General features: G+C 57.2%; 11 protein-coding genes. 2 read left to right on the top strand and 9 right to left on the bottom strand.

From position 1 onward, the window contains the following. From SFX18_19095 to SFX18_19080, 4 genes are all read right to left on the bottom strand, one after another. Positions 1-367: BatA domain-containing protein (locus SFX18_19095; GenBank protein ID MDX1965260.1), on the bottom strand; the 367-nt coding region annotated here is incomplete at its 3' end. Positions 368-481: 114 nt separating this feature from the next. Then, complete coding sequence (locus SFX18_19090) at positions 482-1363, bottom strand: DUF58 domain-containing protein (GenBank protein MDX1965259.1); 882 nt, start codon at positions 1361-1363, stop codon at positions 482-484. Further along, positions 1353-2405, bottom strand: a complete 1053-nt coding sequence (locus SFX18_19085; protein MDX1965258.1) for a MoxR family ATPase — start codon at positions 2403-2405, stop codon at positions 1353-1355. Before SFX18_19085 ends, SFX18_19090 begins: the two co-directional genes overlap by 11 nt. Before the next feature lie 140 nt (positions 2406-2545). Next, positions 2546-7504: a PQQ-binding-like beta-propeller repeat protein gene (locus tag SFX18_19080; GenBank protein MDX1965257.1), complete on the bottom strand. Its 4959-nt coding sequence runs from the start codon at positions 7502-7504 to the stop codon at positions 2546-2548. Positions 7505-8206: 702 nt separating this feature from the next. Between SFX18_19080 and SFX18_19075 the strand changes: the two genes are divergently transcribed. Continuing rightward, positions 8207-8533, top strand: coding sequence for an HU family DNA-binding protein (locus tag SFX18_19075; protein MDX1965256.1), 327 nt, complete (start codon positions 8207-8209; stop codon positions 8531-8533). A gap of 257 nt (positions 8534-8790) precedes the next feature. Here the strand turns inward: SFX18_19075 and SFX18_19070 are convergent, their stop codons facing one another. The 5 genes from SFX18_19070 to SFX18_19050 all read right to left on the bottom strand — a co-directional run bounded on the left by SFX18_19070 (position 8791) and on the right by SFX18_19050 (position 16946). Further along, a complete protein-coding gene (locus SFX18_19070) occupies positions 8791-10389 on the bottom strand; it encodes a hypothetical protein (protein MDX1965255.1) in 1599 nt (532 codons plus the stop codon). A 37-nt stretch (positions 10390-10426) separates the two neighbouring features. Continuing rightward, positions 10427-12739: an ABC transporter substrate-binding protein gene (locus tag SFX18_19065; protein ID MDX1965254.1), complete on the bottom strand. Its 2313-nt coding sequence runs from the start codon at positions 12737-12739 to the stop codon at positions 10427-10429. Positions 12740-12828: 89 nt separating this feature from the next. Further along, positions 12829-14190 (bottom strand): hypothetical protein, encoded by a 1362-nt coding sequence (locus SFX18_19060; protein MDX1965253.1) that lies wholly within the window; start codon positions 14188-14190, stop codon positions 12829-12831. A 58-nt stretch (positions 14191-14248) separates the two neighbouring features. After that, positions 14249-15163: a hypothetical protein gene (locus SFX18_19055; GenBank protein MDX1965252.1), complete on the bottom strand. Its 915-nt coding sequence runs from the start codon at positions 15161-15163 to the stop codon at positions 14249-14251. Between the two features lie 139 nt (positions 15164-15302). Next, positions 15303-16946, bottom strand: coding sequence for a hypothetical protein (locus tag SFX18_19050; GenBank protein MDX1965251.1), 1644 nt, complete (start codon positions 16944-16946; stop codon positions 15303-15305). Positions 16947-17129: 183 nt separating this feature from the next. Here SFX18_19050 and SFX18_19045 point away from each other — a divergent pair, with 183 nt between their 5' ends. Continuing rightward, on the top strand, positions 17130-17837 hold the full coding sequence (locus SFX18_19045; protein ID MDX1965250.1) for a DUF1080 domain-containing protein: 708 nt from the start codon (positions 17130-17132) through the stop codon (positions 17835-17837).

The following is a 17837-nucleotide window of genomic DNA, read 5'->3' as shown; positions in this document are numbered from 1 at the left end:
CTTTGACGGTTTTTTTCGCTTCCTCAAAGGCCGTGGTGTTGCCCCAGGCGTCGGCCATCGAAAAGCTGTCGTCCAGCAGCACGATATGATGGACCCGTCCGCCTCCAAAATACCGCCCCAGGCGATCCTTTAACAGCGGCTGCGCGACCATGAACGCGATCCCCGCCACCGCCGCCATCCGCATGAGCAACAGTAATAACTGTTTGATCAACACCCAGGTCCGATTTTTCTTTTGGCTGGCCAAGAGAAATTCCATCGCCGCCCATTCAATGCGCTGGTGCCGCATCATATTGATCAAATGGATCAAGATGGGGAGCGACATCAGGGGCAATCCGATGTACAGCAGATTGGAAAAGAGGAAATCCATAGGGTGGTGGTTGGTGGGTGGTGGTTGGTGAATAGTGGGTGGTGGACGGTGGGTAGTTAGTTATAAAAGTTCATACACACTCTTAACACATCACTATCCACTCTTCACTATCCACTAATTATGATGGTGCATTCCTAGGCGGTTGCTCAGGTAGGTGGCCAACGCGGCGTCCAAGGGGTCGCTAGTGCGAATGAGTTGATAATCACAGGTGTTGCGCACGCAGCCCACGCGAACTTCATCCAAGTAGGCCTGCAGCGCGTCCAGGTACCCTTGGCGCAACGCGCGGGGGTTGCACGTCAGCCGGTCATCGGTCTCCAATCCCTCGAACCTAGACGGTCCGTTAAAGGGAAAATCCAACTCGTCATCATCCAGCAGATGCAGGACCATGACATCGTGCCCACGCTGCCGCAGCAGTTTTAGCCCCTTAAACAGTCCCGGCCGCTCGGTCAGCAAGTCGGAAATGAGGATCATCATGCCGCGGCGGGGGGTTAGTTCGGCGCAATTGCGCAGGATATGAAACAGGTCGGTCTTTTCCCGCGGGGAGCTGTTTTCCAGGATTTGCATGATGGAAAACAGATGGTCCCGCTTGCTGCGCATGGGGACCTGCCCGCGAACCGAATCGGCAAAGGCGATGCACGATGCCGCGTCCTGCTGCCGCAGCACCAGATACGCCAGGCTGGTCGCCGCCGTGCAGGCGTAATCGTACTTGTTCAAATGGCCCCGGCCGTAGGTCATGCTCTTGGACACATCTACGAGCAGCGTCACCCGCATGTTGGTTTCGGCCTCGTATTGCTTGATAAAGTACTTGTCCTGCTTGGCCCAGACTTTCCAGTCGATATGCCGCAACTCGTCCCCTTTGTGGTATTCGCGATGCTGCAAGAACTCGACGGACTGGCCAAAGTAGGGACTGCGGTGCATTCCCGACAAAAAGCCTTCGACAATGTACCGCGCGCGCAACTCCATGCGGCCGATCCGTTTGATCGACTCAGGATGCAAAAATCTTTTGGAAGCGGGGATCACGGGTCAGGTCGTCCTCTTTGGCGGGTGTCAGTTCAATGAGTTTTTCGATAATTTTGTCGGCGTTCACGCCTTCGCTTTCGGCGGCAAAGTTCACGGTCAGGCGGTGCCGCAGCACCGGCTTGGCCAGGGCCGCGATATCCTCGGTCGAGACATGCGTCCGCCCGTTCAAGAGCGCGCGGGCCTTGCCCCCCAGGATCAAAAATTGGACCGCCCGCGGGCCGGCCCCCCAACTGACCTGGTCGCCGACAAATTCCGGCACGCCCGCCTGGCCGATGCGCGTCTGCCGCACCAGCGACAACGTGTAACGAATGACATGGTCGCTGACCGGCACCTGCCGCACGGTCCGCTGCAAGGAGAGAATTTCCTCCGCCGACAGCACCGGCACAATGTGGTCATCCATGAGCGCCGTCGTCCGGCGGGCGATTTCAAACTCTTCGCCAAAGCTGGGGTAATTGACAAACACCTTGAACATAAAGCGGTCTTGCTGCGCCTCGGGCAGGGGATACGTCCCTTCCTGCTCGATCGGATTTTGCGTGGCCAGCACAAAGAACGGATCGGCCAGCTTGTGCCGCACGCGCCCCACGGATACCTGCCGCTCCTGCATCGCCTCGAGCAAGGCCGCCTGCGTCTTGGGCGGGGTGCGGTTGATTTCGTCCGCCAGGACCACGTTGGAAAAGAGCGGCCCTTCGAGAAAGCGAAACTCCCGCGCGCCGGTAATTTTGTTTTCTTCTAGAATGTCCGTGCCGGTGATGTCGGCGGGCATCAAGTCGGGAGTAAATTGAATCCGGCTAAACGACAAATTGAGCGCCCGCGCCAGGGTGCTAATGAGCAATGTCTTGGCCAGACCGGGAACCCCCTCGAGCAGGCAGTGCGAACGGCTAAACAGGCTGATCAACAGTTCGTCAATAACCTGGCTCTGACCGACGATCACCTGCGAGAGTTGTTCGCGAATTTTCTCGCGGGCCTCGGTCAGCTTACGAATGGCGTGGGAATCGATTTCCCCGGAAGGTTCAGGCATGATGGTTCCTCAAAAGTGGCATACCCCAAGCAAAAAAAGGGTGGTTTGTCAAAGGGAGGGATAGTAAATGGTAGGTCGCATTGACCCGTCGGGAAGACCCAAGCTCGGTTAACAGAGTCAAACGAGGTCAGCAAACCCGATTAGGGATCGCCGGGTTGGACTTCTGCGGGTACTGACTTGGGCTTATCGTCATCAAAAGGACTATCCTCTTCTTGCGGTTGGATGGTCCGATTTAGTCCCCGCACCAGCGGGCCGAGCGATTTTGACCGGTCCAGCGCGCTTCCCGTCACCGCCAACCCCGCCTGATACGGCGGTTCCGGCGGGCGGGCCTGGGTGGTGTACTGCAGCTTGATCACCGTTCCCACGCTATTGCCATTTTCATCGGGCGCGATAATTTTGACCAGTTGATTTTCAGGCTCGGCCTGGATGTCATAGCCATAAATGGGCGCGCGGATTTCATCGTTAAGATAAATCAACCTCCCCGTCTGCTTATCAATACAGGTGATGGACAGCGTTTGCTGGTTGCGGTTTTTTTGACGTTGGACGCCGCGGACAAAGACGAGCACCGGCAGTTCCGTCGGCTGGCCCGTCCAAAGGGTGTTTTGCCGCAGATTGACCGGTGTCGGCCAAAGCGCTCCGCCCGATTTCCGGTCAAAGGCGTGAACCTGGCCATTCCACAGATCGGTGGCTCCACTGCCGTCATGCATGGCCATGGTGTACACATTGCCCGAGGTATCCCGCTGGAAATTCGCGCTTTGAACAAATAAATAATAGCGTTGCGAATCGGCCAACAGCCGCGCCCCTTTCAGTTTCCCCTCGGACTTGATCCGTCCCTCGATAATAAACCGCGTGCTAAACAGCCGCCGACCATCAATTAAGGAATACCCCTCGAACCGGCCAAACCCGACTTGGTCATCCTGGGTGGCGACGATCAGGGTCTGGCCATCCGGCAAGAATAAACGAGTGGTGCCATTCAGCTTACTGAGGCTGAATTTTCCCAAAAGGGTTTTTTCGCCGCTATGCGCATCGACCAGCGATAGTTCATGCCCGGCGGGTTGCGCGTCCCACGACACCAGTTTACGCCCGGCGGCGGCCAGGATCCGGTCGCGGGGGGGCAGGTCCCGCTCGCCCAACAGTTTGCCATCCAGCGTGCGATAGACCTGGGCTTGCTTGCCCGCTTTATTGACTAAAAAGAGCAATTCGTGGTCGCCGTACAGCACCTGGTCGCCGGCCAGGTTGCGCCGCGTCCACAAGGCTTCGCCGGTCTGGGGATGCAGCAGACTCAGTTCGCGGTGGCGCAACACGGCCACCCCCCGGCTGCCACAGAGCGCCACGGTGCCAAAGGGTTCCTTGGTGTTGGGGTTGATATAACCCCGCCGGAGCAGGCCCCATTCATTCACCCCCGTGGTTGAGACCGGTCCATTGCCATATTGATTCATCGCCTGCATTTGCTGCGGATCGACAAAATCGTAATGCCAGAGGAATGGTTTTTCGCGGCGAAGTTCGCCCAACAGGTCAATCGCCACGATTTTCCAGCCCAGGTTCAGGATCAACAAGTGATTTTGCAGCATGACGGAGCACGTCTGGGGATTAAAACCAAAATTCAACGTGCCGTCATTATTGAGCGGGACTTGACGCAAGGTTCGTCCCTCTTGGTCACGGACCATCAACATGGCGTTGTTGGAATCATACATGATCTGAAGCTGATCGGCGGTTGTTCCCTCGCTGGCCGTAACTTCCAGGCGGACCAATGCCGGTTGATTTCCGCGAATGCGGTTGATGTTACTTCCGGATGATTTATCAAAACTGGCGGTAACCAGGCCGTTATTCCACGAGGTGCCGGCGCGCAGGATTTTTCCCAGGGGGCTATCCTCCGGCACGGATTGGTACCATTGCAAACCGGTTTGATTTTCCAGGCAGATTTGGTCGCCGCATTCGTCGCGCAAGATGCGATAATAGCGGGCGGCTTCGGGCAAGCGCCCGCCGCCATGATACAAGGCGGCCAAGCGGGCGAGAGCCCGACGGCGTATGGCGGGATCGGCGGAGTTTTCCAGTTCTTTTAATAAAGCTTCCGACCGTAAGGGGGATTCGCTTCCCAGGTAGGCCAATAATTGTTCACGGGCCGCGTCCGTGGCGGGTAAAAAGCCAAACAGACTCAAAAAACGTTCGACCGCGGCGGTGCGCTCTCCGCCGCTAGAGCTCAAGGCCCGCTGCCAACGGGTGGCGATGCGCCCGTTCCATTCATTCTGGATCGCGGGAGTCAGTTTTTGCCAAAGTTCCTGCAAGCGGGCCTGGATCCATAACCCGCGATGCACGTCGTAGCTAAGGTCGATCTCTTCCCGCTCGCTTTCAGCCGTTTGCAGATCCGCCAATTCCAGATACGCGGCAAAGGCCTGCTCCCAATCCTGGCGCCGTTCTTGCCCCTCTGCCGCGATGCGTAAATAGTTGGACTTTTCGGCGGGAGTGCCGATTAATTTTTGCAAGTCCGCCAACAAATCAAATTTACCCCCATAATCCGAGCGAATCGCCTCGGCGGTGGCCATAAACAACAACCCCCGCAAGTGATCCGACTCCCCTTCGTAACGCAATTGCTCCGTTCCCCCCCCCTGGGAGTTTTCTGTTCGGGCCAAGGCTTGGACTTGGTCCCAGGCCAGGCGCAAGTCTTTCATCGCTCCCGCCAGGTCGCCATCATCCAGGGCAATCTCTCCCCGCCAGGCCAGGGCCTGCCAGTTGGATGGCTCCCGGGCCAAAATTTCCCGCACTTGCGCCCGCAACAAGTCCGCCTGCGCGTATTTTTCCAGCCGATCAATATTCAGCGACAACACATGTCCCCGATGGCAAATCAGGTTACCCGGGATGGTACCGGTGCTGGAACGCGAGCGGGATTTGACTTCCCCCTTGACCAGATCCAAGCAGACGACTTCGCTGCTGCTGAGCGGCAAAAAATAATCAGCCTGGCTAATAAAGCCCCGCCCCGTGGGTACGGCATTTCCGGGCAGTTTGATATCGCTGGGCCACGCCAACTGGCCATCCGCCAGTTTAAAGGCGGTTACTTCCTGGCGGCCAATGACAATCACTTGATCCTGGACAATCCCCCCCACATATAGCCCGCGCCCGCGTGGTTTTTCCCATACGACCGTGCCGGTGGTTAAATCGAGACAGATCAGTTTTTCCAATTCGGAACTGGTCAGAATCACTTTATTTCCGGCCACCACGGCGGTTGATTCTGTCCAGGCGGAGCCGGGCAACATGCCTCCCCCGTTGCCATACATCGCCCCTTGCATGATTTGCTGGTTAAAATCAGCGCTGGAGTTGGTGTTTTGCTTGAGAAACGCCCAACTCATGGTGCGATTTGTTAAATCAACCGCCACCAAGCCCCCGGTGCCGGTGGGGCATAATAGCAGGCCCTCGGCATAAGAAGGCGTCAATCCCACGGTGCGCCGCCAACCCAGCGACAAGGCGTTGACCTCTTCGTTTAAGAGGATGAGTTCTTGCTGCCAAAGTAATTTGCCCGTGGTCGCCTGAAGAGCCAGGAGGCAGATGCTTTGTTTGATTTCGGCCAAGACATACAAAGTCCCTTGGAGGGGCAATGGGGGCCCTAAAAAGACTACATTGGCCAAACGCGGTTCGGTCTCGCTATCCGTCCCCCCCACCACCCATTGCAGCTTACCCTGGGTGGGAATATCGCAGGCAAAGAGGCGATTCGCGCCGGGGGCATAGGAAACCTCTCCCGAATTCATCCAACCCCGTCGGGCAATAAAAGGATTCATGCGGAACATTTGGGCCTGGGCCAGTTGTTCGTTGCCGCTGGAGGGATCATCCTCGACAAAGAAGATTCGCTGGCTGTCGCTACTCAGCCCGCCATTGTTTAGATTTGACCAACTGCGCTCGTTCAATCCCGCTCGGGCGGATTGATTATCCCGCTTAAATCCGCTTCCCCCGCCCAGGACGGTGCTCTGGCCGACATACCAACTGAGTTTGCCGGTGTCAAAGTCGACCGCGACAATAGGTTGTAAACGGGAGGGTGTGCGATAGATAATTTGCTTGCCAATGGCCAAGGCCTGCAGCGCTGGAATGGCGGGCAAACCCTGGTTGAGATAATTGCGGCGATCCTCATATAAGGCGAGGCTCATTTGCGGATCGGTGACAATGCTGGTGTGCCAGCGCGGATTGAGCAGGGGAGCTCCTCCCGCCATGCTGGCATTCCGCCCGGGATTACCCCGAAACATGATCCACTCGCGCGGGGTCAAGCTGGCTAATTGAGAGATCGGCCCGCCATGATTTTTCAGCCATTGCTGAATGCCAGCCGCGCTTGCGCTCCAGCTGGGGACTTGGTTGGGAAAATCCCCTGCACGGGGTGGGGGGATTCCCTCCAACAATTTCACGCTTTCATCTTCCACGCCCGAACGATGCCAGGCGGTCGCGGCCAATACCGATAGTTGCGGGTTGAGTTGCGTCGCGGCGGCAGGCGCGGCCAACAATCGTTTGCATAATAACGCGGCCGCCAGCGGACGCCCCTGATCCATGTGCCGCCGGGCCAATAAATACGCCGCCTGATAACCGGCGGGCGTGTGAAAATAGCGGCGGACCACAAATTCCAATTTGGACGTGTCGCCATTCAACAAGGCTTCTTTTAAGTGCTTTTCGGCAACCGCGCCGAATTGCAATTGATATTCTGCCATCCCCGCCGGCGAAAGGCCGCCGATGAGATTGAGCACTTCGGTCTTGAGGCTTTGATATTTTTCCTGCCCCTTCACGGGCTTTAAGGCGGAATCTTTTTCCTCACCTAGCAGCCGGTCCAGGCCCTCCAGGCCGTCGGCGTAGTTTTCTTGCTCGATCAGCTTTTTGCATTTATCAAACAGATTTGTCAGATTGCGATCATACGGAAAAACGCCCAGCTTTTCTCCATCCCCGGTTTCCCTGGCCTGAATCAAGCCCCCGACCGGTTGCGCATAAAGCGGCGGCAAAGCCACGCTCAGCAGACAACAAAGGGAGAATCCGATGCCGGCGCGGGGGGCGCCTAGGCCAAAAAAAACGGGGCGATAAGCCAAAAAGCGGGAAATAACGGCAATAAGCTGGAATTTAATGGCAATAAACATTGTCCATCCTGGTCAAGGTAGAGCTGATAAGCCTAAAAAATTGACTAGCCCGTCGTCGGTGGGGTAAAAAAAGCGGGGGACAAAAGTAACCTCATCTTACCAAGCAGTGCCCCCCGGGCCGAAACCCTGGCAAAAGTCTACCTGTGAGTGCTTGGTCGCCGCGAAGGGGGTAAAAGTTCATGGGTACCCCACATTTCAGCGGCGGGGATCATAAAACTCGCAAAATTCCTACGTCGCCGACAATCGACTGGTGCGGCGGATAAATGATTTATCTCTATACAGCATTTTATCTTAGGTTGACAGTACTCAACTAGCAAGCGACTTTGGTGGGAATGGCTGGGGAAGATAAAAAGGATTACGCCGTTACGGGCGAATACGGCAAGTTAATCAGTTCCGGCAGGTTAGACACAAGATGTTTGACCGGCGCGACTGGCATAACAGGGCGTTAAAAACTAGTTTTCCTGGGAAAATTTCGCGGAATTTTACTAAAAGTTCTTGTTTTCCCGCGATTTTCGACGAACAATCTCACAAATCACGGGAAAAACGAGACTCGATATCCAACTTTCCGGCTTTTTTGCCGTTTTTTGGAAATTTCAGGGTTGCAAATTTCTTCCGTTGGTTTTTAATCAGCAAGTCCGTTGCGGAACGGGCGCATCACACCATTCTCTCGGTCAATCCTTGTCTCAAGGAGGGAGCACATCCATGGCGAAAGCCGCAAAGAAACCCAGTCCCAAGTCACCCAGCAAGTCCGACATCCTTACTGCCATCGCGGAGGCGACATCGATCTCTAAAAAAGACGTGTCGGCGGTAATGGAAGCCCTGAGCGGCGAAATCCGTAAAGCCATTGGCAAAAAAGGGCCCGGGGCCTTTACCATTCCCGGTCTGGTCAAAGTCATTCGCAAGGAAGTCCCCGCCCGCCCCGCCAAAAAAGGCGTGATGGTGCTGGGTCAATTGCGCGACCTGCCTGCCAAACCCGCCAGTGTCAAAGTTACCGTCCGCGCGCTCAAACCTCTCAAGGCCATGCTGTAATCCAGCGTGGTCGGGCTTTTAGCCCGTGTGAGACACGAGCCATCATGAAACCAACCTGTCGGCGGCCGCGGCAAGAATTTTACCATAACAAAAATCGCTAGCCCCCGTCGACCACTTTTTGCTCTCGCATTGGCGACCGACGGCCTATGCGCCAGACGCACCATGCAACCGACAAACAGAAAAGCCCCGGATCATCCGGGGCTTTTTTTTCGGGATGGTGGCAAATGATTTTAGCCAGCCGCGATAACCACGGGGGATTATCCCCCCAGACTATCCCTGATTGCCTGGCGTAATTGCTGAATTTCCTCAATTAGCCGCTTATCCAGCGCGGCTTGCAGGGAGTTTTCTCCCCCGGAGGTTGACTCTTCGTCAGCCACTTTCGGGGGCGTGGGGAGCAGCTTTTCCAGTTGCGCCGCCGTCTTGACACTGGTGAGGCGCAATTGCCAATTTTTAGCGATGGCACTCTCGCGGTTGGCTTCCAGCCGCTTGAGCATCACGCCGGCGACGCGCTTTTGCATGACGGTTAACAACAATTGCTCGCGAATCTGCCGCAACTGCTCTTGAGCGGCGATCCAAGTGGACGTAACCGGCAACGTCACCGTTTCCTCCGCAAAATAACCGGGCATGTACGGCAGCTCCGCCAACACGGTATCTCCGGCGCGAAATTGAATCTTCCACAATGGATTGCCCGCGCTCGGCGGACTGTCGCTGTTTAACGTTATCTTCATTTGGCCCGCGTTATCTGTAAATCCCTGCGCGGCCAAGGCTCCCGAACTGGTGGTGGCGATGAGCAAAACTTTGGCCAACGGTTCGTCCGGGCTGGCGCTGGAAACAGCCCGCACAACGGATTGTGCGGCCAAGGGGCGCGCTCCCAACGCCACAATCGCCACGGGCGTTTGTTCACTCCAGGACCAGGTGGTTCCCGTCGCTAGAGAGATTTGACAGGTTAGCAGGCTCCCTTCCGACTTTTGCACGCTCAACCATGTTCCCGGGATGGCGCGGACGGTTCCGGCCGCGGGAAGTTCGCTCCATCCCCCGCTGGTGCGGGTCCGTTCAAATGGACGAAACGCCCGGCCGACGGACCAGTTTTTGGACGTGGGATGCAACCGCGCCGCCCGTAGCCGCAACGTGGCGGTGGCCCCATCGGCCTGTTCCACTCGGGCGACGGGTGAAAACAAATCCCGCACCAGCGCGGTCAGCGCCGGGGGAACTTCGGCCAGGGTCGCCACTTGGCGAGACAATCGCGGACCAGCTGTTCTGACGGAATAATCGTATTCATTGGCCAAGATCAGCATTCCCGCCGCGCCTGGGGTAATCCGCACGCGATAACGCTTATCCACCTGGGGGACACCGACAGCGGGTTGGCTGGTGGCGGCCTCCGTCGCTGGCTCGGCACTGGGCATCGGGCTGTCCGCAGGGGCTGGCTGGGCGGTATTTGCCTCGGTTGATTCCGTGGCGGCAGTTTCCCCAGCGTCCGTGGGCTGTGCGACTGGCTGCGCGTCGGAGGGGAAAGTTTGCGCAGTTGGCGGGGCCTGCTCTGACGACTCCGCCGCTGTCAGCTGGGTAACGGTTTGTACCTGTAAGTCCCAGGCCCCCTGCCATTCAGCCGCCAGGGCTTCCCGCACGGTTTGGGCCAATGCCCCCCGATCAATGGCCGCCACGTCGGGCAGCTCTGGTGAGTCGATAAGTAACTCCACGGTGACCCGGTAGGGGAGATATTCCCAACTGATCGCGCGGGGTCCGGCGGCCGCGACTGGATCCTGGTCCGCGGCAGGGGCCTGAGCGATTAAATGGCTCAAACCCACCCCCCCCCAGACCAGAAAAAGAACGATAATAAAACGCCACCCAAACGGCATGATAAACCTCTGATAAAAGCAGCACGCTAGACCGCGATTAGGGCTGGACCATGCGCCATTCCCGCAAATTTTGCCAAGGATCAACCCGCGGCGAGGATGTGGTTTGCAATAGCCGCTGCATGGCGGAAAACTCGGTCAACTGAAGTAAGGGCAACACCCAGCGCTGGGTCACGATCGCGCTTTCCCACTGGCGAAACAGCTTGAGTGCGGCGGCCGGGTCGGCGGTGGCCAGCATTTGCCGCCATAACTCTTGGACATGTTCGGGAAGCGGGGGCAGGATACCGGCGGTAAAAAATAAGCTGGAACAATCACCCACGGGATTCACCGGATGCCAGATCACATAAACCAGATCCGCGCTGGTGGCGGTTTGCCCGTCGGGAATCAAAGGTTGTTCCGAAGGGACCAGGATCAGTTGAATCCCAGCCTGTTCCAATTGTGATTTTAATTCCTCGGCCACCATGCGGGCAACTTCGTCGCGGGGAATGGCCAGCCGCAACTGCTGGGGGACGGAAGCGGAAGCAAGGGGATTGTTCACCAGGGGCACGGTTTTACCGGTGGCTTCTTTGGCGGCAGCGGCGGACTCGGATGATTCGTCCGTGGAAGCGCCGGCATCGTCGGCGGCATCGCTGGAAAGTTCTCCCGGCAGCAATTGCCATTGCATCATCGCTAATTCGGGCGCGGCGGAATTCCAACTGGGGCTGAGATTTTTAGGGGCGGCTTGCGGCCAGAAATTGTTGGTGGTGACGCATTGTTCCAGGATCTGACCCTTGGATATTTTTACTAACAACTGCTGACGATCAATGGCCAGATTGACCGCGTCGCGACGGAACAGCGTCCCCAGGGGCGCGCTTCGCTGATTGACCAGCAAAAAGTGCATCCCTTTGACGGCATACGGCTGGACCTGCAATTGCCGATTGGCCTTCAGCGGGGTTACCTGCCACGGCGCCAGGCGTTCCAGCATTTGCACCTCTCCCGCTTGCAGCAATTTGCGGCCTGTCTCGTAATCGGGATAATCCACCAGCTTAAATTCCGCCGGAGAGGATGGTTGGCCAGGCGATAAACCGGGAACTAAGTTACCATCCCGTAATTGCCACGGCTGCCAAGGGGCAAACGGGGATTTGTCTTTATTCCACGCGGCGGCGGGGGGAATCGCCAGCAGTGCTAAATGGGCGTCTCCCCACCAGGGATTGGCGCTTCCCGCCACGGTGACACCGGAGGCCTTGCCCCCGGTGAGTCGCGGCTGTAAATGCGCCCAGGCGACCGTCCCGCGCGCGGGCAGTTGGCCCTCAAAATGCGATTCCATCCGTTGTTCCCGGCCCAGCCGCTCGAGATAGGCCGGGGCCAGGGGTTCAGCCGCGGAATTAAACGCATAAGTGGTGGTCTGTTCCTGGCGAGAGACCGTCCCCAACGGGTAATCATAGACGGGCAAATCCCCCTGAATCGCCACGCATTCGGCCAGGGGCCGGGCAAACAAGCGGGCATCGCGACGCTCGTTCCAGTCCACCGCCAGCGGGTGTGTTCCGCCGGCAAGCGGCGCATGCAGCCGACCCAGCGTTATCCGCGGGGCAAATTTTTGCAGTTGGGCCTGCAACTCCGCGGCCGAGGGATGATTTGGCCACAGCCGGTCCAACTGCGCTAGCAATGGCCGCGCGGCGGAGGGGTTTTGCGCGGTGAGCTGCGCGGCGGTTTGTTTAGCCAGATCATCCGCGAGCGCGCGGATCGCGTTGATTTTGCCAGCCAGGATCGAGCTGCTGGCTGACGGAAACCGGCGTTTGAGCTCTCGAAGTAATAGGGCAAAATCTATCTGCGCTGTGATCGACGTGTCATTATTCGCGGTCACCCAGGATTCTAAAATTTGGATGGCCAAGGGTTGCTGGGCGGGGTTATCAGGTTGAAAGTCATTCCAGATCCAAACACGCGCCAGGGCTTGCCCGTAATTTTTTTGATTATATGCCAACTCGGCAATTCGCTGCAGATAAACACCGTATGCCTCGCGCACGCCGGGATATGTGGCGTATTCGGCCAGCAATAACTGAAAATACGGAAAGGCGGCATTATAGTTTTGCTCGCGCACCAGCCGTTCGACCTCGGCCAAGAGCAAATCCTCAAAAAATACAACCTTCACCACATGCTGAAGTTGCAGCCGATATTTACGGTCGGGCTTATCCAACAGGCGCACGACGACTTCGTCCCCTTCCTGGATATTTTTGGGTAGTTTGCGATCCGGCAGGTCCAGCTTATAAACCTTGTAAACCTTGTTAAAATTTTCCTCGTCCAACGTAATCGTATCGTAGGGCGTTTGTTTATAGAGCGGCGTGGAGTCTTGCGCGGCGGCGGACCCAGCGCTCATACCGCATCCTAGCACGGCACCGATCAACAGCCATAATAGGCAGCGATGGCTTGGTGTTTGCGCAGTAAATCTGGAAATGATCCGAAACATCACGAACTTCCTTTCGCTGCCGAAAGTTGCGTTTGCCAAATTTTCCATTCGGGCAAAACGGCTAATTCGGGAAAGCGGTTTAGCAACGCGGCGGCTTTACCACGCGCTGCGTCCCCCTGGCCCGACTTGAGCAAAGCTTCCACTTCCCCCCGTGTTTCCCGCCAGGCGGCGTTGCGCTGGGAGGCGCGCAGCAACTGCGCGTATTGTTCTTCTAGCAGGTCAAATTGCGGCCAATTTCGCTTTTCATAAGGTATCACCCGCGCATCGGCATACAGCGCGAACAATTGACCGGCAGTTTGCAATTGTTCGACATTGACCGTGGCGGGATCCAGCGTCCCCAACAATTGGCGCAGCGTGTCCGGCAACAGTTTTTCCAGCTTCCCCGTGATTTCGGTGATGGCCGGTTCCACCGCCAGGGGTCGCAAAACCGCCACGATCTCTTGGGCTTTTTCGCGGAGAGGGCGATTCGCCTTGGGAATTTCCGCCAAGGCATACCCGGCTAGATAAACCTGCGCCGCGCCGACTTGGGGATGTTGGGGATACGTGGCGACAAATTGGCGCAAGGCATCCCCCGCCGTGGCGTCATTTTGATCGTACAATTTTTTGACTTCGTTCCAGGCGGTGGTTTCGTCACCCCGCGTGGCCAAAAAAATGATCCCCCCCAGCAAGAGCGCCGCCATTCCGGCCAATCCCCCCACCAGCAGCCAGTTCGGCCCCGAGGGCGCGCGGGAGACGGGCAAAGGTCCCGGCATTTGAGCCGTGTTCGCCACCCCTGATAAGGGATCCGCCGCCAAGGGATCACTGGACAAGTTCCCCCCCAAACCGGCGTCCAAATCATCAAGTTCAGAGCCAATTTTGGCCGCGGCGGGTTGCTTTATTGTTTTTTGGCCAGGCGCGACCGCGGCGGTTCCGGGCACGGCTTTGGCCATGGAAGGGGCGTTCCCTTTGGCACCCGAAGGAGGAGGACTTTTGGCGGCGGACGCCGATTTTGCGGATGACGCGGCGGGTCGCGCGGAGGATGTTTTTTCCCCTTCCATCGGGGCCAAGCCAAGGTCCTCGGCGGGGGAAAGTGCGCGCTGGGTCGGTTTAGCCGTGGGCGCGGTGATCGCCCCCAGTCCCCCGCGCGTGTCGGCCAGTGCCGGTGTCGCGGCTGAGTTTTCGCCATGCCGCTGGCGAAACTCATCCGTCAATTGTTGAGCCAAAAGCGGGCTAAGCAGATTCCGATCCACCAGCACCTTAATCACTTGCGCGGGGGGGATGGCGCGCGGGCTTTGTTGAATCTGGCCGCGCAGTTGCGCGATGATCGCCCCGGCGACCAGATTCCGCTCTTCCAGCAAATTGACTAACTCGGTGGCCGACATGCCTGTTCCAACTTATCCACAAAGATCAATGGTCAGGGAAAGATCACGTACAGGGGGGTTAGTTTTCCGCCGGAGGTGGATCCGCGGGAGGAGCCACCTGGGGGGGTGGCGGCGCGGGGCGTAGCTTGGCGGCCTGCGCGGCGGCCTCGCGAACTTGGCCATCCTGGTATTCCTGGCGGGCGACAACCATCGCAAATTTTGTCTCCGTGGAGGCAATTTGAAATGTGGTTTTACGGATATCTGTCAAGGGGCGTCCCGCCGCAAACGCAATTTCCGCTTCCCGCATCGCGTTTTCCAATTCCACGGGAAAAAAGTGAGCCGCGATTTTTCCCTGGGGATTCACCTTGGCCGCTTGAAATAGCTGCTTATCCGCCACCGCCAGTTCACCCGCGTTCCATAACATATAAAAGCGGCGTTCGGCCGCCAGTTCCCCTTTACGCGACTTGGGCGTTTTGTTTTTGATATCCGTCAAATAAGTGATTTTGCCGCTCGGCTCCACCAGTCCGATCTCTATTTTTAATGCGTCCAGTTGGCTGGCATATTTTTCGGCGGTTAGTCCCGGGGGAAACTCGATCAGCCACCGCTCGCTACGCCACGGATCGTCATACAGGGCAATCTGCCCTGCTAATTTGGGAATGTCGTTGTTGTCGGCGGCGTTTAAATAGCGTTTCCAAACGCTGTCCGCCACGATGGATTCTTCCCCCCAGGTCGGTTTGCGCACCGCCGATAGGCTGGACTGCAAGGGAGGCGGGGTATCCACGGTTGTGCGGGGGCCAATTTGCGCCGAGGTGCGCGGCCAGTAAAAATAGGCCACCACCGCCAATACCGCCAAGGCCACCGCCGCCACTCCGGCCCAAAGAGTTTGACTGCGCGCGGCCGACCCGCGCTGGCTTGGCCGCGCGGGAATTACCGGCGCGGACGAGGAAGCAGCGCCCACCGAGGCCAAAGGGTCAAGGGAAGTCGAATCTGCCATGGCGGAAAAGATCGGGAAAAACCGTGCATGGTAAGCGGGCCACACACGTTTATTATAATTCCCCTGACGCGCCGCTAATATGGTTAACGACCGGGAATCCGGCTTTTTTGTCACTATGCGGGCGAGTTGACTGGAAAAATCAGGGCCTGGCCCCCGGCTCGTCGTTTTGCAATCGCGCGTGCCACGCTTGCCAATCCGCAACCAAGGCGGCGTGTTTGGATGGATCGCCCAGGGCCTGGGGACCAGCCACCGAGACCCGTTTTGTCAGCCGTTCTAAATTATCCAGGGCTTCGCGGCGGACCTGCAGATTGACGTCTTCCAGGGCGCGAATCAAAACCCCCACATGCCGCAATTGATCGCTTTCCCCCAAAATGCGCAAAATCAAGATCTTGCTATCAATCGTGGTTTCGGGAAATTTGGCAATCAGGCCGTCGATGAGAGGAGTTTTTTGGGGGGTGAGCTCGTTTTGCAGGCGGGCGGCTAATTCAGGCACGTGATCCAACAGCGCGGCAAACTCCGGACGTTCGGAGTCGAGGATCAATGTTTGCAATTGCGCGGGGCTGATGTTTCCCAACGGGCGCACGACTTTTTGATCGCGCACGGTCGCGTCCTTGACATCCGTCGGCAGGCGATTTCCTCCCGCTAATTTACCCGCCCCAAATTCACGCGCCTTTTCAATGCTTTTTTTGGTGGAACGAAGCAAAAACAAGCAGGCAAAGGCCGTGTCGATAGGATCATCCAAGTCTTCCTTCCAACTGCCGTCCTCTTTTTGGGTCTTTTTAAGATGGGCGACCCCCACGTTGTACCAATTGGGTTCTTTCACGAAATTTCCCTCCGCCGCCTCGGCAAAACTTTGGTAGCGTTCCAGCGCGTACAGGTAATAGTGCGGAAAGCGGTTGGGCTTAATCTCGAATTTATTGCGAAACCAGGTACGCCCGTCCTCTTGGGCTTTTTTTAGCAATTGGGCGTCCACGCGCTGATTGGGATTGGGGGGAAGGGCGTCATCCACCACGGGGATCAGCGCTGTGGGAAAGTTCGGGTCGTCCTCGCGCGGGACAACGGTGATAATCCCCAACAGGTCCGCGCAAATAAACGACACTCCCAGCGAGGCGGTTGTCACCCCCAAAAAGATTTCTTTTCCCTGGTTGATGCGTTTATACTTGCCGGATTCGGTCATGGTCCCTTCGTGTGTCCCCTTATAAGGCCAGCCGCCCGAAGGGTCCTGGATGCGAATGAGCCAGATGGCGGTGTTTTCTATGACTTCCTCGGGAACGTTAAACCCAACCTTGGTTGCTTCCCAAATGCTCAGGGCGCCATACTGCGTCATCGAGGTGTCCCCCAGCTCTTCCCCCGGATATCCCCATCCGCCACACGCTTTTTGGCGCAGGGTCATGGACTTGAGCAGTTTTTCGATTTGCTCGCGGTACTTGTAGGGATTGAGATTACAAAGAAAGATCGTCGCCAACCCCGTGCTGTAAATATCCGGGTTGATTTGCTCCGGCTCACCCTGGGTGGCCGCCAGACAGGCCTCGACCGCTTCTTTTACCTTGGGATGGTCTTCTCCTTTGCCATTTTTGACAAAGACCAACCCAATGAGGCATTTTCCCCCCAGACGTTCGTCACTGGACTTTTCCAGGTACTTCATTGCCTTGGCAAGCATGCTTTTAACATCGGGGCTTTCAGGGGTAGCGCCCCTGACGCTGGATTGCGGCATGCCGCACCAAGCAACCAAAAACAAGCCGCACAGAGTGCCGACGACCAACCGCGACCAAAAGCCTGGCATAGATAACCCTTTTTAGAAAAGATACTTCAAGCGTACCGGAGAAACCCCCTAGCGTCAAGAAAATCGCTGATTTTGCCGGGAATTCATCTACTCTTTCGCGCTTGGTTTGAAACTTTGCGCCCTGGGCTTTATGCTGGCGTGACATACCCGTCCAAGCAAACATTTGAAATTTGAGGTGGAGCGATGCCGTGTTGCCGCTGGATTTTTACCGGCTATTACTTGGGGCTGATTTGTTTGCTGGCCGCGAATCATGCGCGGGGCCAACAAGATTTTGAACCGCTGTTTCCTACGGATGGCATACCCACCGGTTGGACCGTCCGGGCCTGGGATGACCTGGGCAAAAAAGCCGAAGGGAACACCGCCTGGACGGTAAAGGACGGAGTGCTGCAGCCGGGCCAAGAGCGGGGGACTTGGCTCATGAGCGAGCAAAAGTACAGCGATTTTATCCTGGAATTTGAAATAAAATTAACGGAAGTCGGTAACAGCGGCGTCGCCCTGCGCGCCCCGCTAAAGGATGACCCGGCGTTTGTGGCGTTGGAGTTTCAAATCGCCGACCAACGCTACAACCCCGCCGCGAACGAAGCGGAAATCACGGGCGCGCTCTATCGGGCCCAGGCACCGGCCAAGCAAGTGTATCAGCCGACCAAATGGAATCGTGTCCGCATTGAATTGCGCGGGAAAAAATTGACCGCCACCCTGAATGATGAACAGATCCACGACCTGGACCTGGGCAAAATGGATCAACCGACCAAGCGGCACGATGGCAGCGACGCCCCGTCGATCAAGGACCGGCCACTATCGGGGCATATCGGCTTTCAGCATCTTAGTCGAAATAACGAGCCAGTCCTGATCCGCCACGCGCGGATCAAAGTGCTGGCAGCGGAGGAGTAG

This window comes from Pirellulales bacterium (genome assembly GCA_033762255.1).
Classification (GTDB): domain Bacteria; phylum Planctomycetota; class Planctomycetia; order Pirellulales; family JALHPA01; genus JANRLT01.
This window is presented reverse-complemented; position numbering and strand designations above follow the sequence as displayed.

Bases quoted from the DNA above. Each gene is read 5' to 3' on its own strand.
- SFX18_19060 (MDX1965253.1), bottom strand. From the start codon at position 14,190: ATGTCGGCCACCGAGTTAGTCAATTTGCTGGAAGAGCGGAATCTGGTC.
- SFX18_19080 (MDX1965257.1), bottom strand. From the start codon at position 7,504: ATGTTTATTGCCATTAAATTCCAGCTTATTGCCGTTATTTCCCGCTTT.
- SFX18_19055 (MDX1965252.1), bottom strand. From the start codon at position 15,163: ATGGCAGATTCGACTTCCCTTGACCCTTTGGCCTCGGTGGGCGCTGCT.
- SFX18_19075 (MDX1965256.1), top strand. From the start codon at position 8,207: ATGGCGAAAGCCGCAAAGAAACCCAGTCCCAAGTCACCCAGCAAGTCC.
- SFX18_19045 (MDX1965250.1), top strand. From the start codon at position 17,130: ATGCCGTGTTGCCGCTGGATTTTTACCGGCTATTACTTGGGGCTGATT.
- SFX18_19065 (MDX1965254.1), bottom strand. From the start codon at position 12,739: ATGAGCGCTGGGTCCGCCGCCGCGCAAGACTCCACGCCGCTCTATAAA.
- SFX18_19070 (MDX1965255.1), bottom strand. From the start codon at position 10,389: ATGCCGTTTGGGTGGCGTTTTATTATCGTTCTTTTTCTGGTCTGGGGG.
- SFX18_19085 (MDX1965258.1), bottom strand. From the start codon at position 2,405: ATGCCTGAACCTTCCGGGGAAATCGATTCCCACGCCATTCGTAAGCTG.
- SFX18_19050 (MDX1965251.1), bottom strand. From the start codon at position 16,946: ATGCCAGGCTTTTGGTCGCGGTTGGTCGTCGGCACTCTGTGCGGCTTG.